This window comes from Methanobacterium aggregans, assembly GCF_017874455.1.
GTDB classification, from domain to species: Archaea; Methanobacteriota; Methanobacteria; order Methanobacteriales; family Methanobacteriaceae; genus Methanobacterium_C; species Methanobacterium_C aggregans.
This window is the reverse complement of sequence record NZ_JAGGLN010000007.1, coordinates 1-16,372: the sequence shown is the minus strand read 5'-3', so window position 1 is coordinate 16,372 and position 16,372 is coordinate 1. Positions and strand designations below refer to the sequence as shown.

The 16,372-nt window shown below is 39.0% G+C and carries 13 protein-coding genes; 8 read left to right on the top strand and 5 right to left on the bottom strand.

The annotated features are described in order from the left end of the window. Positions 1-93 precede the first annotated feature (93 nt). From J2756_RS09995 to thsA, 5 genes are all read left to right on the top strand, one after another. Positions 94-1,011, top strand: a complete 918-nt coding sequence (locus J2756_RS09995) for a hypothetical protein (protein WP_209585251.1) — start codon at positions 94-96, stop codon at positions 1,009-1,011. 280 nt (positions 1,012-1,291) lie between these two features. Beyond that, complete coding sequence (locus J2756_RS09990; protein ID WP_209585249.1) at positions 1,292-1,861, top strand: phosphatase PAP2 family protein; 570 nt, start codon at positions 1,292-1,294, stop codon at positions 1,859-1,861. Between the two features lie 5 nt (positions 1,862-1,866). Next, the gene (locus tag J2756_RS09985) at positions 1,867-2,373 is read left to right on the top strand and encodes a hypothetical protein (protein ID WP_209585247.1); all 507 of its coding nucleotides are present in this window, start codon (positions 1,867-1,869) and stop codon (positions 2,371-2,373) included. Positions 2,374-2,997: 624 nt separating this feature from the next. Further along, positions 2,998-3,756, top strand: a complete 759-nt coding sequence (locus tag J2756_RS11710; protein WP_342593134.1) for a transglutaminase-like domain-containing protein — start codon at positions 2,998-3,000, stop codon at positions 3,754-3,756. Positions 3,757-3,934: 178 nt separating this feature from the next. Continuing rightward, complete coding sequence (gene thsA, locus J2756_RS09975) at positions 3,935-5,560, top strand: thermosome subunit alpha (RefSeq protein ID WP_209585245.1); 1,626 nt, start codon at positions 3,935-3,937, stop codon at positions 5,558-5,560. 102 nt (positions 5,561-5,662) lie between these two features. Here thsA and J2756_RS09970 read toward each other — a convergent pair whose 3' ends face one another. The 3 genes from J2756_RS09970 to J2756_RS11650 form a co-directional block, all read right to left on the bottom strand. Then, entirely contained in the window at positions 5,663-6,082 is a 420-nt protein-coding gene (locus tag J2756_RS09970) for a hypothetical protein (RefSeq protein ID WP_209585243.1), read from the bottom strand. 72 nt (positions 6,083-6,154) lie between these two features. Then, a complete protein-coding gene (locus J2756_RS09965) occupies positions 6,155-8,392 on the bottom strand; it encodes a DUF4350 domain-containing protein (protein WP_342593138.1) in 2,238 nt (745 codons plus the stop codon). A 107-nt stretch (positions 8,393-8,499) separates the two neighbouring features. Beyond that, positions 8,500-8,634 carry a hypothetical protein gene (locus J2756_RS11650; protein WP_281063393.1) on the bottom strand — a complete coding sequence of 45 codons (135 nt, stop codon included), beginning with the start codon at positions 8,632-8,634 and terminating at the stop codon, positions 8,500-8,502. A gap of 242 nt (positions 8,635-8,876) precedes the next feature. On the opposite strand from J2756_RS11650, the gene J2756_RS09960 reads away from it, so the two are divergent. From J2756_RS09960 to J2756_RS09950, 3 genes are all read left to right on the top strand, one after another. Continuing rightward, positions 8,877-10,427: a M6 family metalloprotease domain-containing protein gene (locus J2756_RS09960; protein ID WP_209585239.1), complete on the top strand. Its 1,551-nt coding sequence runs from the start codon at positions 8,877-8,879 to the stop codon at positions 10,425-10,427. Between the two features lie 194 nt (positions 10,428-10,621). Further along, a complete protein-coding gene (gene acs, locus J2756_RS09955; RefSeq protein ID WP_209585237.1) occupies positions 10,622-12,523 on the top strand; it encodes an acetate--CoA ligase in 1,902 nt (633 codons plus the stop codon). Between the two features lie 61 nt (positions 12,524-12,584). Further along, positions 12,585-13,190: an acetate uptake transporter gene (locus J2756_RS09950; protein WP_209585235.1), complete on the top strand. Its 606-nt coding sequence runs from the start codon at positions 12,585-12,587 to the stop codon at positions 13,188-13,190. Positions 13,191-13,843: 653 nt separating this feature from the next. Here J2756_RS09950 and J2756_RS09945 read toward each other — a convergent pair. Both J2756_RS09945 and J2756_RS09940 read right to left on the bottom strand, forming a co-directional pair. Then, positions 13,844-15,037, bottom strand: a complete 1,194-nt coding sequence (locus J2756_RS09945; protein WP_209585233.1) for an FAD-dependent oxidoreductase — start codon at positions 15,035-15,037, stop codon at positions 13,844-13,846. Positions 15,038-15,199: 162 nt separating this feature from the next. Then, positions 15,200-15,637, bottom strand: a complete 438-nt coding sequence (locus J2756_RS09940; protein ID WP_209585231.1) for a DUF5518 domain-containing protein — start codon at positions 15,635-15,637, stop codon at positions 15,200-15,202. Positions 15,638-16,372: the final 735 nt, after the last annotated feature.

Below are 16,372 nucleotides of genomic sequence, written 5' to 3'. Positions count from 1 at the left end.
ATCTAAAAAATATATATACCAACCTACCAAACTAATTTTTAAATAACATTAAACCAACATCATCAATAGATTACTCTAGTTTGGAGGAAGTATATGGATTCAAAGACACGTATCAAAAGATTCAGCATCATATTTCTAGTTTTAGTCATGTTAACGAGTTTAGGTTCAGTATCAGCCACGGGAATTCTGGCATCGCCGGGTGGTTTTCATCTCAAGATGACGGCACCCCAGACCTACCAGGGAACGCTGACAGTGGAGAACATTGGTTCTGATACTCTGAACGTTACCATTGATAAGAAGAGGCTTCAGATGGACAACGTGAACCTTCTCTTTTCAGATGTGGGAATAGCAACATGGATATCCGTTAATCAGACTAATTTCCTACTTGCACCAAAGCAAAAGAAGGAAGTTCAGTTCACGGTTAATGTACCTTCAAATGTGAATTACTACGATGCAATGGGTGCCCTAGTTATAAGGGGATATCCGTTAAATCAGACTACTGCTCAATCAAACAAGAATCTACCTGTGATGCAGGTTCAGCAGGTTCCAGAGATCGTTGTACCAATAACTGTGGGTCTTCCAGGGCAGATCATAGAGTCACTGCAGCTTAAGGAGCACAGTGCACCATCATTCCTCTTCAACTTCATGACAGGATCCTTCGTTTACCACGTTAAAAACAACGGAACTGTCTACGCCAACATGACGGGTAACATAGCCCTAAAAGGATGGTTTAACAGTCATAACGTCACGTTCAACGGTGGAGTTTACCCCGATGACCAGTACTACATGAAAACAAGCTGGACCCCAGGTATCTGGGATTTTGGTATCTACGATGCCAAAACAACCATAAAATATGGAAGGTACTCCCCAACCCAAACCCTAACAACAGATGATACCATCTTCGTCTTCCCTGTCTGGCTCATTGTCCTCATTGTGCTGGGTGTCACGATATGGGTTGTGAGGAAGAAGGATATTAAATCCCCAATTAAAATAAAAATAGAGAAGAAGTAACCCTCTTTTTTACCTCTATTTTTTCATTAACTTTTTTAAAATCATTAAATTAATTAAAAAATCATAAAAGATATTTTAATAATCCTATATTCTTAAAATATTTGAGATTTAAAATATTGAAATTTTAAGGTTTTTAATTGATTCGAAGCTTTAAAAATAAATTCAAATGATCTTTACAGATATAAATGTTCACGGAAAAATTCCAACCCAATCATGTAACCTTTATCATGGATGATGAAAATATAATGGATAGAAGATCCCTGTTTTGGAGTTAAAAGGCATGCTGGAAAGTTTTATAGTTTCAATCAACCACGTGGATGTGGCACTCTTTTACATGATAAACCACGGCCTGCAGAACGCTGTCTTCAACGTTACAATGCCAATACTGACAAATGCAGGTACAGATGCTTTCTGGTTACTTGTATGTGTTGGTATTTTCATATTCGGGGGAGAAAAGGGGAGGGATGTTGCTATTTTGGGTATTATTGCCCTTTTATTTGGATACGTTCTCACAGAATTTATTAAGTATGAAGTTGCAAGACCCAGGCCCTTCACAGTTTTGAACAACGTACATCTTTTAACCACCATGACTGATCACTCATTTCCATCAGGTCATTCTGTTGCAGCTTTCACAGGCTGCACCCTGCTGGGTGTGAAGTACGGACATCTGTACCTATTCCTGATCCTTGCAGGTGTCATTGCATTTTCAAGGGTCTACATAGGTGTGCACTACCCACTGGATGTTATGTTCGGTTCACTGGTTGGTGTGCTCTGTGCATTGATCGTGCTCCACTTTGAGGAGAATATATTAAAGGTTAAGAACAAAATCTTTCATAAATGGGTTGTGTGATAAGAATGCCATTGTTAAAGGATACAGAGAGGGAACAGTTGAGGCAGCTTGTTAAGGCATGTCTGCTTGAAATCAGCAAGCTCAAGATCGAGCTTAAAAAATGTCAGAAGGAATCTTTGAGGTCCAGAAATGCAGAGGGTATTCAGATGAGGGTCCTTAACGATGAGGTTAAAAAACAGCTCCTTGAAAGGGAAAATGAAATCAAACACCTGAAACAGGTGATCCGTGAGAAGAACGATTTGATAAAGGACCTTGAAAATACCAGGAAGTACTTCAAAGCACTCACAGCCAAACCCAAAAAGGATATAACTTCATTCCAGTCACAGATATACCAGGTTCTTCCAGATGGAGAGAGCAGTGTTGATGATCTTTACGAACACATAAAAAAGGTGGGTTTCAGTGAATTATCCCGGGAAAACTTTGTTCATGCTTTAAGAAACCTTGAAAGGAAGGGTTACTTTGAATCCATTGATCATGATGGTGAAATTTCCTGGAAGAAGATAGAAAAGTAAAAAAAACATGAATTTATTTCTTAAATTTCAGGAAAAAAATTAATTCACGACTCTTACTAACAATTTAACAGTTGTTATATATTTTATTTTTCGAAATAACTTATTGTAACCCAATTTTTATACATAAAACTCCTAAATTAAAGTAATATATGATTCTATTGAAGTTATTATAATGGAATGGATAATAACTATTTTTTTCTAATTAAATAAAATTTCATAATACTTTCACCTGCTAAAAACTAAAATTAATGACTAATTGATCGGGTTAAATGTTCTAATTAGTTCCTAAACTGACTTTGAAGTGAAATCCGGTCATTTCTAATTTCTTTTTTTTCAAGTTTAAAAGAAAATATTTATATGTTTTGAATTGATAATATTCTAAATACCTAAAGAGTTTAAAAAATCTCTTTTTGGTCAGGGGGCGGTAAAATTAGGCGAAAGCCAATTTTTTCATTTCTAATTGCATTTGTTATTTGCATTTTTATTTTACCCTTTGCACTGGATATAAATGAAATTAAAGCAGATACAAGCAATGAATTAGGTTTAAATCAAAACACGGCCCAATTCAATGCTGAAAACCATGAAACAGTTAATGCTGCAACTTATATCTATAAAAAGGTAAAAGTGGTAACCAAATACAAAAAAAAGTACAGATACCATGGTAAATGGAGATATAAATGGGTGTACAAGGTTCGGTATGTTTACAAAAAATATAAAGTAACTTCTACACCTAAAGTCACGAATTATTCTCCAAGTCAGTGTCTTCAGCCTGCAAAAAATTGTCAGTCAACCTCTTCCACAGTAAAAACACTCGCCACTTACATAACAAAACCTGTGGTGTACAACGTTACAACAAACCTTACAAACAACTCTTGTACAACACAATCTCCATCAGCAGAAACTGATACATGTTCAACTGCCACGTGTTCCACAAGTTCTTCTCTAGATTCAGGTTTAGCAGCTGGTTCTTCTGAAACAATAGATTCACCTCAGGTTAGTTACACCCTGGTGACGAAAACCCTTTCAACCTATGAAAAGGCAGAAGCAATATTCAACTGGGCAAGGGATAAACTTGAATACAGTTTTTATTACAACACAAGAAAAGGAGCATTGGGAACTTTAACATCTGGAAGTGGAAACTGCTGTGATCTTTCACATGCCATTGTTGCAATGGCACGTTCAATTGGAATTCCAGCGCGATACGTCTATGGTTCCTGCAAATTTTCAAGTGGAACCATGGGTCATGTGTGGGCTCAGCTCTATGTGAATGGTAAGTGGTACTGTGCAGATGCATCAAATAACATGAACTCATTTGGAGTTATAAGAAACTGGAATACTAATTCATGGACTTTAAAGGGAATATATAAAGAATTACCCTTTTAATTTCCCATTTTTATTTTTTTTTGAGCTGTGACTCCAAGCGAGCTAATGGTTTAACTATCTTTTACCTAAATTTTTAGTAAAATACCTATTTTTAATCCCAAATTGAGCCACAATAGCAAACTATTTATAGAACCTCTAACCCATCGATAGAATAAGATAAAAAAATGAGGTGATTAATGTGGCACAATTAGGCGGACAAGGCCAGCAAGTTTTAATATTACCCGAAGGTACTAACAGGTTCCTCGGACGAGATGCTCAGAGAATGAACATATTAGCAGGTAAGGTACTTGCAGAGACTGTCAGAACAACATTAGGTCCTAAAGGAATGGACAAAATGCTTGTGGACGGACTTGGAGACATTGTTGTGACAAACGACGGTGTGACCATCCTTAAAGAAATGGACATTGAACACCCTGCAGCAAAAATGCTTGTTGAAGTTGCAAAAACCCAGGAAGATGAAGTGGGTGACGGAACAACAACAGCAGTTATAATAGCAGGAGAACTCCTCAAAAAAGCAGAAGGACTTCTTGACCAGGATATACACCCAACCATAGTTGCAATGGGATACAGACAGGCAGCTGAAAAAGCTCAGGAAATCCTCAACGTAATATCAATTGACGCAGACGATAGAGACACACTCCTGAAAGTTGCAATGACTGCAATGACAGGAAAAGGAACAGAAAAAGCCAGAGAACCACTAGCACAGCTTATAGTTGGTGCAGTTAAACAGGTTGAAGAAGACGGAGAAATAGACACAGACCACATAAAAGTTGAGAAAAAAGACGGTGCATCCATCGAAGAATCAACACTTGTTAACGGTGTTGTTGTGGACAAAGAAAGGGTACACCCTGGAATGCCTAAAAAAGTAGAAGATGGTAAAATCGCACTCCTCAACAGTGCAATAGAAGTCAAAGAAACAGAAGTTGACGCAGAAATCAGAATAACTGACCCAGCACAGATGCAGGCATTCATAGAACAGGAAGAACAGATGATCCGTGACATGGTGGACAAGATCGAAGACGCAGGAGCAAACGTTCTATTCTGTCAGAAAGGAATTGATGACCTGGCACAGCACTACCTTGCAAAAGCAGGAATTATGGCAGTCCGCAGAGTTAAAAAATCCGACATAGAAAAACTCTCAAGGGCAACCAGTGCAAAGGTTGTAACCAACATCGAAGACCTCACCTTCAACGACCTTGGAGAAGCAGGATCCGTTGCAGAGAAAAAAGTCTCAGGCGAAGACATGATCTTCGTTGAAGAATGCAAAGACCCTAAATCAGTCACACTCTTCATCAGAGGTTCAACCAAACACGTTGTTGACGAAATCGAAAGAGCAGTTGACGATGCAATAGGTGTTGTAGCATCCACAGCAGAAGACGGACAGGTTGTAGCAGGCGGAGGTGCAGCAGAAATAGCAATAGCCAAAGGCTTAAAAGAGTACGCTGACACCATAAGCGGCAGGGAACAGCTAGCAGTAGCTGCATTTGCAGAAGCACTTGAAGTTGTACCAAAAACCCTGGCTGAAAACGCAGGACTCGACAGCATAGACTCCCTCGTGGACCTCAGAGCTGCACACGAAAAATCCCTGTACATGGGACTGGACGTGTTCAAGGGCGAAGTACGCGACATGTACAGAGCTGGAGTAATCGAGCCAAAAAGGGTTAAAAAACAGGCAATACAGTCTGCAGCTGAAGCAGCTGAAATGATCCTCAGGATCGACGATGTTATAGCATCATCCGGTGCCGGAAAAGAGCCTGACATGGGCGGAATGGAAGGCATGGGCGGAATGCCCCCAATGATGTAAAAACACGTAAAATAGGGAAATAATATTTCTCTAAACCCATTTTTTTAGATTCACTATTTTTTTTGTACTATTCAATAAAATTTCAGTAAAAAAACTAATTCTTCAATATTTTATACAGCCCATATTCTCATCCAAACCTTCTATTTCATCTAAAAACTCTTCCTTTGATATCTGTCCTTTAACGAATTCTGTTCTCACCCTTGCGTAATCATCTATAATCCGGGTTTCTCCACTGTATATGTCCATGTAATATTTAAAATCATATTCTGATGTTAAATCACCATGCCCCCACATTCCAACATCCATCACATTGGATTCTAAACGTTTTTTCGCATCATGATCCTCATTTTCCCTTTCTTCTTCAATTTCCAATATCAGATCTTCTGCTGGAACACCACTGTCAACCTTTTGAATTAACCTATCATCAAAACTTGAATTTGAATTTATTAAGCCAATTAAAAGGATTGAAAAAATTATGAATCCACTTATTAATCCTGAAAATCTTCCCACTTTCAAATTCATCACAACCCCTAGAAATGGTGATTGATTGAACTATCTCTAAGAATCATCCCATTCATGAGATAACCTTCAATTTCAGGGGAGCAGTGCTGTTTCATCAGGGGGCATATGTTTCCTGAGTTCCTTAAGAAGTTCAGTCATTGAGGAATACCTTTCATCCTTCCTCTTACTGAGGCATTTCATTACAATGGATTCAACAGGCTCTGCATTTGAATTTATTTTAGAAGGTAAGGTTGGTTCTGTTTGAAGAATGGAATTGTATATCTGAGAAATTTCACCTTCAAATGGTAATCTACCTGTTAAAAGTTCATAAAAAACATTTCCAAGCTGATAAATATCTGTTCTTTCATCTGCCTTTCCAAATTCTATTGATATCTGTTCCGGTGCAGCGTACTGTGGAGTGGCTCCAGACATGGTAACTGATTCATCTAACTTAAGTTTACTCAGCCCCCAATCAGATATCTTGTAGACACCATTCCTGATCATTATATTGGATAACTTAACATCACCATGGATGATATTTTTACTGTGGGCATACTCCAAACCCTTCGCAATCTCATAAACAATGTAAATAGCTTCTTCTCTGGTTTTCATACCCTTCTCAAGGCGTCCATCACAAAATTCCATTTCTATGTATGGAATTGGAAGGATCTTGAAATCGTAGAGCTTCACTATGTTTGGATGATCCAGATGTATCCAGTTTGAAACTTCGGTGATGAAGGTCTTCTCGGATCGTTTATCAAAGCTTTTTGGTATTTTTATGGCAACATCCCTGTTGTTTTTACCCGTTGCTTTGAAAACACGTCCAAAACCTCCCTCCCCTATGTATGCAGAATTTGTGTAGTGGGGCTGAAGTTCATATGGAAGTGATTTGACTGATATCTTTTTCAACCTATCGAACTCTTTACCTTCAATCACCAGGTTTGGTCCGTAATTTCTTATTATCCATAGATTCACAATTAGGGGGATGAGAAGTGTCAGGCTCATGAGGCTGTAGAACTGCACATCCATGATGAAGAAGACATCCTCAAATATGAAAGTTAGCCCTGCAAAGAATAATAGAATGCCCATGTTTATGTAAGAATATTCAGGGATCATTCTATTTCTGGCCAGGAGGTTGTAAAGTACCACACCAATGAAGAACAGGGATAGGGCAACCACAGAAATAATGAGGTATGCGAAGTTGGGATCGTACATATCTGGATTTGTAATATCGAAGAGATACAGATTGGGAGGAATAAAGATCAGGGCAGCCCCAATTGCAAAAAGAAGGTTAACAACAATGAGTGAGTTGTACTTCCAGTTCTTGATGGTTTTTATCTGCCCTGAAAATCCATTTCCATACCTTCTGGCTGCCAGTACAATTCCAAGGATAATTGCAAGGGTTAAGATCACCATCAATGCTATTTTGTACTCCATTTCTGCAACTGAGTAGGGTATCAAACCTGCAGCCTCATATTCTGAGGGAACAGGACGTCCTGCAAGCCAGTTCACAGAGTTCAAACCCAGTTTCCACCCGTTGGTCCTGTAGATCCATGAGTTCACGTAGCTTCCCACAGCACCCATGAATACCACCCTTCCATTACCATAATCCATTGCAGAGACAAGTGAAAGAGGACCGGAAGCTTCCCCAGACTCCTTCACACGATTATCCTGGGAGAAACCCTCTTCAGTTAGGGTGTAACTGTCAGCCCAGGAATCTGCATCTGAACTTGCTAAAACATCCGAGGAACCAGTATTTTTTAGGTAGGTGCCCTTCAGATAGTAGAACTCCGAAACATTTGCAGTAACAGGGCTGGGTTTTACATCCACAACTTTTACATAATCAGAGAAGAGGATGTAGTGCTGTGTGTCTTCAACAACGAGGTTATCTGCGTAACTCACACCAAAACTCTGGGCCAGACTATTGAATGCATAATTTTCATCACCATCCTCAATTCCCCAGTTGTCACCTAAAAGGAGTAATCCCCCACCATTTTTCACGAAGTCCTTGATGGCTGTGATCTCAGAATCTGTGTAGTTACGCTCAGGAGCCATAACCACTAAAACATTGTATCCTTTAAGCTTTTCAGAAGTTACAGGTGGATCAGTTAACCTTGAAACTTCCATACCATCTTTCTGGAGTAAAGCTGCAAAACTAGATGCTCCATAGGGTCCAACTGAATATATGGTGTAATATTTTCCATAGGGCCCAGTTTCATCGAATAAAACCTTTGGATTTTGGGCTGCGCAGACACTTGGAATTAAAAAGAGGGATGCTGTGATTAGGATAATTAAGATCAAGGGAGAAATTTTAAATTTAGCTTCAATCACCAATGTGGGTCCCACCTAAGGAGTGGATCGCATTTTAAAGGTTTTAAAAAAATAAATCAACTTGATAAAAGAATTTTGGTGATATCTTTGCTTTGGGAGATTAAAGATCAGGGCCAGCGTTTCCTTTCTTTAATTTCAGTTGCTATTCTGTCCGTTGCTTCATCCATGCCCTGCTTGAAACCATCGCGGTAACCAGATTTGTAACCTTCCAAATATTCCTTTGTTTTTTCATCCAACTCCATATTAACACCTGTACTTCTTTCTATTTATTATTATATTAATATATTTCGTTATTACAACATGGGGAAATGCTCCTATGCTTCAGAAGGGCCCTCCATTAAAAAAGGTTTTTAAGGCTTTTAATTTTAAAAAATAGGAAATTTTAAGGATATTTATTAAATCCATGGATTTTTTCACTAATCTGAGTTGTAATAAAAATTTTATACTAAGTGGAATAAAAAATATATTAAAAAGGTGGATTCTCATGGTTGGATCCAAAATTTCGAACCAAAAAATGTTGGACAGGAAGATCGTTACCAAGAAGTTAGGGAATTATCATTTTCTGCAAAGACCTTACCACCCGAAGTTACAGGCGAAGATGAGAAAAACCATAAAACTGCTTAGGGAGGGTGCAGATCCAGAGAGCTATGATGCTGCAGATGTTCTGGATCCCAGAACCCTTTACATACTGAATGAAAGGCCTGAAAGGTTCCGAGAACACACCCTTGCAAGACCCAATTTACCGCGCAGAGGGGTTCTTGGTGAAAAAAGGGCACTTGTTCTACTTGTTGACTTCAATGACAAACCTGCAAAAACAGAATCCCAGCATTTCAGGGAACTGCTCTTCAATGAAAACTCCCAAACCAACGGTAGTTTGAGAGATTACTACAGGGAAGTATCATGGGGCCAACTAGACGTAACAGGAGAAGTAAGTGAATGGTACAGATCTAAAGAAGATCTCTCCTATTATGCTGATAATATGAGTGGTAAAGGCTTTTATCCCAAAAATTCCCAGAAACTGGTTGAGGATCTTGTGAAAACTGTGGAAAAAAATGGGGACTTTGAATTTCCAAGTTACGATAACAACGGTGATGGGGTAATTGAGATGCTCGTGGTTATTCATGCTGGTGAGGGTGCAGAAAGAACAGGTTCAACCATGGACATAGCCTCACATCAAAGTATGACCCATGATCCAGTTAATATTGGTGGTGTTAAGGTTGTTAATTATTGTATACTTCCAGAACTTCCCCCTTACGATCTTGGGGGGTTCTGCCATGAATTCGGTCATCTGCTGGGACTTCCAGATCTCTACGATATGAGCAGGGTATCTCCAGGGATCGGTGACTGGTGCCTCATGGGGCTTGGCAGCTGGAACAACGATGGAAAAACACCTGCACATCTGAGTGCATGGTGCAAGGTTGAACTGGGATGGACAGTTCCAACCAACGTTACAGGAAGCCCTAAAAAGATGAAAATACCTGAGGTCTATGATGGATCTAGGAGTATCTACAGACTCTGGACAAATGGTTTGAAGGGTGAGGAATACTTTTTAATAGAGAACAGGCGGAAAAAAGGTTTTGATAAGTACATACCTGGGGAAGGACTTTTGATATGGCATGTGGATGAAACCAGCATCTACAACAGTTACCCCAACATGTACCCAACAAATTTTCGTGTTGCACTTGAACAGGCAGATGGAGAGAGGCAGTTAGAAAAAGCCAAGGATGATGGCGGGAACAAGGGTGATCCCGGGGATGTTTTCCCTGGTGAACTAAACATAAGAACCTTTGATTCCAACTCAAATCCCAGCAGCCTTGCCTATGATGGGAGTGAAAGCTGCATTACCATCACATCCATCAGTGATCCTGGTGATGAGATGACAGCTTTAATAGGGGTTTCTTGTGGTGGTGTTAAAATAGAATCCCTAAAAGAATCAAAAGCAGAAACAATTGAATGTATGGATGTTTACAAGTCAGGTTACAAGTCAGGTTACTGTGATGGTTTCATGGAAGGTTTAGATCACAAAAAATTGTAAGATTGGGTTTTAACTGTGCACACGATCCCAACACCATATTTATAATGATTAATCACTATTTATAATGATTAATAATAGATAAATATAAATAGCAAAAACAACTTAAGAAGTAATGGAAAAGGAATATTTTGAGAAATTAAATGGAAAAAATGGTTTTTAATTTAAAAAATAGAGTTTAAACGGCGGGATGAGAAATGAGGCGTGATACAGATGTCCTTTTGGATGAAAAACGTATATTTAAACCTAGTGTAGAAACTGTTGAAAGGGCACATGTGAAAAATTGGGAAACCGAGCTCGAAAAGGGAAAGGACTTCAAAAAGTACTGGGCTGAAAAGGCAGAACAGTTTGAATGGTTCCAGAACTGGGATGAAGTGCTTGATGAAAGCAACAAACCCTTCTACAAATGGTTCGTCAACGGAAAGATAAACCTCACATACAACGCCGTTGACAGATGGCTTGACACAGATAAAAGAAATCAGGTGGCCATACTTTACACTAACGAGAGGGGACAGGAAAGGAAAATAACCTACTACGAACTCTACCGTGAAGTCAACAAACTTGCAAATGCATTCAAAAACCTCGGTGTGAAAAAAGGGGACAGAGTATCCATGTACCTTCCAATGTGCCCTGAACTTCTCATCTCAATGCTTGCATGCGCCAAAATAGGTGCAATACACAGCGTAGTTTACTCCGGCTTGAGTGTTGGAGCATTTGTTGAAAGAATCAACGATGCCCAGGCCAAAGTTCTATTAACAGCTGATGGAACCTTCAGAAGGGGAAAGGTCATAGACCTCAAAAAAATATCAGACGAAGCAATGCTCCAGTGCCCATCTGTAGAAACTGTTGTTGTGGTTAAACACACAGGAACACCCATAGAAATGTCAGAACTCAGTGGAAAGGAGATATTCTATGAACGGCTCATAGAGGGTGAACCCGCAGAATGCGAACCTGAACCAATGGACTCCGAAGACCCACTCTTCATACTCTACACCTCTGGAAGCACAGGAAAACCCAAGGGAGTTCTCCACACAACAGCAGGATACATGGTTGGAGTTGCAACCACCACTAAATACATATTCGACATACACAACGATGATCTGTGGTGGTGCACAGGGGACATAGGCTGGATCACAGGCCACAGCTACGCAATATATGGACCACTACTCCTTGGAACCACAACCCTGATCTACGAGGGCGCACCTGATTACCCAGATCCAGGTATATGGTGGAATATAATCGAGAAGTACGGTGTAACCAAATTTTACACAGCACCAACAGCCATAAGACATCTTATGAGATTTGGAAGCAAATATACCCGCCTTTACAACCTATCATCACTCAGGATACTTGGAACGGTTGGAGAACCAATAAACCCGGAAGCATGGATGTGGTTTTACAAAAACATTGGAAAAGAAAAGGCACCTATAATGGACACATGGTGGCAGACAGAAACAGGAATGCACCTCATATCTCCGTTACCTTCAGCTCCATTAAAACCAGGTTCAGCAACCATGGCATTTCCAGGTATAGATGCAGATATTGTGGATGAAGATGGAAACTCAGTACCCCTTGGAAAGGGAGGATACCTGGTTATAAAAAATCCATGGCCTGCAATGTTTAGAACACTCTACGAAGATGAGGAAAGATTCAAAGAGGTTTACTGGAACCAGATACCTGGTGTTTACAAGGCTGGTGATATGGCAAGGAAGGATGAAGATGGATACTTCTGGATACAGGGAAGATCCGATGACGTCCTGAAAATTGCGGGTCACAGGGTAGGTACAGCAGAGGTTGAATCTGCATTCGTAAGTCACCCTGCAGTTGCAGAAGCAGCAGTCATAGGAAAAGCAGATCCAGTTAAAGGACAGGTAATAAAAGCCTTTGTAATCCTTAAAGAAGGATACCATCTTAAAACAAAATTAATAGAAGACCTGAAAAAACATGTTCGATACGAACTTGGGCCAGTTGCGGTTCTTGGACAAATTGAGCAGGTTGAAACCCTCCCAAAAACCAGAAGCGGAAAGATCATGCGAAGGGTTCTGCGAGCCAGGGAACAGGGAGAAGATGTGGGAGACACATCCACCCTAGAAGAATAACGTAAATATTGGAAGGATATAATCACGGGAGATGAAATTAAAGACCTTTGGGGTATAAATCATGACTGAAGTAGAAGAAAAAGGAGTAGAACTCAGGGATATGACTGCAAACCCAGCACCGTTGGGACTACTTGGATTTGGACTTACAACGGTGCTTCTGAACTTCCACAATGCAGGGTTCTATCCCTTGAACAGCATGATACTATCAATGGGATTTGCCTATGGAGGAATAGCCCAGATAATGGCAGCTTGGATGGAGTACAAAAAGGGCAACACCTTTGGACTGGTGGCCTTTGGATCCTACGGCCTATTCTGGTGGTCACTGGTCCTTCTCTTAATAATGCCCCAAATCACCTTCTTCAACGTGGCAGGAAAATCACCACTCCAGGCAGCTGATCCAACATCCCTTGCAGCCTACTTCTTCATGTGGGGACTTTTCACCCTGGTGATGTTCTTTGGAACACTTAAAAAAGGAAGGGGATTACAGGTAGTGTTCATAAGTCTTGCAGTGTTGTTCTTCCTGCTCACAGCAGGGGAACTCACAGGCATACATACCATAACAGTTATTGCAGGCTATGAAGGCATATTCACAGGACTCAGTGCAGTGTACGTTGGACTTGCAGAGGTTATAAACGGAGAGTACGGTAGGAAAGTTCTTCCAGTGTAAAAATTCCAACAGGATATTCCAACCAGATTCAAAATAACGGCTGTAAAAACCGCCTCCTTAAAAAACAGTCAGAAAGGTGATCCTGATATTCAGGATCACTTAATTTTATCTTTTTTTTACATAATTAACATAATTTAAACGAAATTCTCCAATAAAATCAATTATTCGACAATTTTTAGAACTCACTAAACTTAAGCAGCAGGTTCACCATTTTGAAGGCTCCAGTTTTTCTTTGGAGCTTCGAGAAGTACAATTACAACATCATTTCTATTCACACCATGATTCATTGCTTTTTTAACTCCATCCAGAACTGCTTTTTTTATATTCTTCTGATTTTCATTTTAGGATTTCTATTTTAACAATTGGCAGTTGATTTCTTTCTACTTGATTGATAATTATTTTTTAATAATCTATTTAATGATAAAGTCATTTACAGCACCAATAACTAAAAAAACCCTTAAACTATCAACTTCACTAAAAAAGATCTGTGTTTCTGATAATTTAAAAATTTTCAATAAAATTGGAATATATTAAAATTAAAGCTTTAAATCATTTAATTATCACTTCTTAACCTTAAAATTTAAAAGAAGTTAAAAAAAAGAGTGGGGGATCATCAGATTCATGGAATACTTTGATTCATGACCCATTTAATTTTAACCCAAATATTTACCCAACCTCTTTGCAAGGGCCACTATGGTCAGTACAGGTGGTGCTCCAGGAGCTTCAGGCAGGACGCTTGCATCTGCAACGAAGAGTCCTGGAATTTTTGTTTCAAGGTTTTTATCAACAACGTAACCCACTGCAGCGGTTCCACCAGGATGGGCTCCACGTGCATGGGTTGATTTTAATGTGTTTGGGTCAACACCTGACTCAGTGAGTATAGAACCTGCAAGTGCTGAACCCTCAGATAAAAGGGCCACATCATTTGCAGTGCTGTACTTGACTATTGAATCTTCCCTGACCTTACCAGAAGCTTCATCCTTTATCTTAACCATCAACCCAATTATGTCCTTACCCTTGGCATGGTGGGCACTGAGTTTGTCAACCAGTATCTCAGAGAAATGTGGTGCAAGGATAACATCCTCAGATTTTTTTATGAGTGCGTTCATCTGAACCTCTTTGTTGAATTCCACACCCTTCAAAATACCGCCAACAGTCACGAAGGTGTCAACGAAGAAGTTATCTCCTGCATCAAGTCCAGCTCTTCTCAAAAGACGTGGTGTTTCAACGGCCCCTGGAGCTAAAACAACTTCATCTGCATAAAACTCTTTTTCATGGTTTTTAACACCCTTAACCTTTCCATCTTTGATGATCAGTTCTGTGACCTCTGTGTTCTCAACCACCTTTGCACCTAATTTCTTTGCATCCTCAACATATTCAAGACTTGTCCATTTGGCATTTTTTGGACATCCAAAGGCACATTTACCGCAGGGCTTGCATAAACTGGGATTTATTGATTTTGGCATTTTCTGGACATCTATTCCCAAAGATTCTGCTGCAGCCATTATCCTCAAGGTACCCTCACCGAAGTGGCTGTCTGGAAGTGTTCCAACACCCATTTCAGATTCAGCTTCACGAAACTCCTCTTCAAGGTTGATTCCAAACTTTTTCAGCCTTTTTTGGCAGGTTCTAACTGCATTTCCCGCAGTTACCATGGTTGTACCACCAACACACGCAGTTTTCAGGAGTTCAACCCCAACATCTGAATTTTCGTAGTGTTCGTAAGCCTTTTTAGGCTTAATAAAGGGTCCTTTTTCAAGTAATGTAACATTTACGCCTTTTTTAGATAGTTCTCTGGCAACGGTTGCTCCACCAGCACCAGATCCTACAACAACAATATTCTTCATATGATCACGCGTTTGAGTAACTGATTATTTTAAGGTTTTTTTTTTGAAAGTATACCTCTTTGAATAATTATCAGTTTCACCATGCTTTTATAAAGCTTGTATAAATTTAGAATTAAAATGAATTAAAAATTATAAGTTAGAAAAGGATCATAAAAAAATGGATTAGAAGTACTCAACCCTGTTTAAATCCCTTCTGTGTTTTTTTGGAGCTTGTTTTTTAGGTTTTTTATCTGAAAGGAAGAGTTCAGCGATGTATCCTCCAATTGCACCTAAAGCAACGTATATAAGAATTGAAATAATGAGCCCCATGATGATGGTGAAGAAACTGTCTACAGCTACTCCTAAACCCAGTTGGAGGGGATTTGGAAGTTGGTAAGGTAAATCCGGCCCTGTGAAGAAGCTGTAAAATGCAAATAATGTTCCTATGGCACCTGCAGCTATTGCTCCAATTTTGTAACTGGTTTTTTCGGTTACAGTAATGTAAGTTGCCACGAATCCCATTATAATTATTTGAGCTATTCCCTTAATTCCAATAAATGGTAGGATGAGGTAAACTATTATGCTGATAATTACAGCGACTTCTATAGAATATTTGGTCATATTATTAAACTTCCCTTTGATCCCTTCTATAATCTCTTGTAATAACTTCAATTTCAATTAACGATGAGTAATAATACTGGATAATTTCATTTTCATTATTTATTTTTAGAATATTAAAATATTCTCATTGAAATGCAGTTGAAGCTTCAATTAATAGATTCAATTTTTTTTAATGTTTTTCATTAATTTTTAGCTGTGAATGATGATATAGTGGATAGTGGTACTATTTTTTCTAGTATTTGGTGGCTATGATCTTTTGAATATGTGCATTGGATTTGAATTTTATCTTTCTTTCAACTCTTTCAATAACATTATTCTCTTAAAAATGAAGAAATTCCCTATTATTTTTTGCAATTTTTTCTGTTATGTTTGTGTTTCTAAGGGTTGGGGGTATTGTATGTGCTACGATTTAAGGCGTTGGCTGGAGTGTGAGAACATCACTCTATGAAGGCTGTTTTTCCGATTGTAGCGAAATATATGAGGACTTGAACCCTTGCGAATAGCAAATTGTTCTTGTTTGATGTTGGATCATGCTAATATATCCATATGTGATATAATGTGGTAGATTTTTTTGTGGTGATATTTGATTGTCGAAATCTGACATCCTTTCATCCAATGAAAAGATCATGTGTAAAAAAGTACCCGCTTTTAAATTTAATTCCAAATATATATTATAAATACTTCCATAGTGTGTTTTTTAAGACCATCCGTCTGATTTTAAACGTGTAAATCCGT

Excerpts from the sequence above, each read along its gene's own strand:
- J2756_RS09985 (WP_209585247.1), top strand. The coding sequence starts at position 1,867 with ATGCCATTGTTAAAGGATACAGAGAGGGAACAGTTGAGGCAGCTTGTT.
- J2756_RS09960 (WP_209585239.1), top strand. The coding sequence starts at position 8,877 with ATGGTTGGATCCAAAATTTCGAACCAAAAAATGTTGGACAGGAAGATC.
- J2756_RS09945 (WP_209585233.1), bottom strand. The coding sequence starts at position 15,037 with ATGAAGAATATTGTTGTTGTAGGATCTGGTGCTGGTGGAGCAACCGTT.
- J2756_RS11650 (WP_281063393.1), bottom strand. The coding sequence starts at position 8,634 with ATGGAGTTGGATGAAAAAACAAAGGAATATTTGGAAGGTTACAAATCT.
- J2756_RS09940 (WP_209585231.1), bottom strand. The coding sequence starts at position 15,637 with ATGACCAAATATTCTATAGAAGTCGCTGTAATTATCAGCATAATAGTT.
- J2756_RS09970 (WP_209585243.1), bottom strand. The coding sequence starts at position 6,082 with ATGAATTTGAAAGTGGGAAGATTTTCAGGATTAATAAGTGGATTCATA.
- acs (WP_209585237.1), top strand. The coding sequence starts at position 10,622 with ATGAGGCGTGATACAGATGTCCTTTTGGATGAAAAACGTATATTTAAA.
- J2756_RS09950 (WP_209585235.1), top strand. The coding sequence starts at position 12,585 with ATGACTGAAGTAGAAGAAAAAGGAGTAGAACTCAGGGATATGACTGCA.
- J2756_RS09995 (WP_209585251.1), top strand. The coding sequence starts at position 94 with ATGGATTCAAAGACACGTATCAAAAGATTCAGCATCATATTTCTAGTT.
- J2756_RS09990 (WP_209585249.1), top strand. The coding sequence starts at position 1,292 with ATGCTGGAAAGTTTTATAGTTTCAATCAACCACGTGGATGTGGCACTC.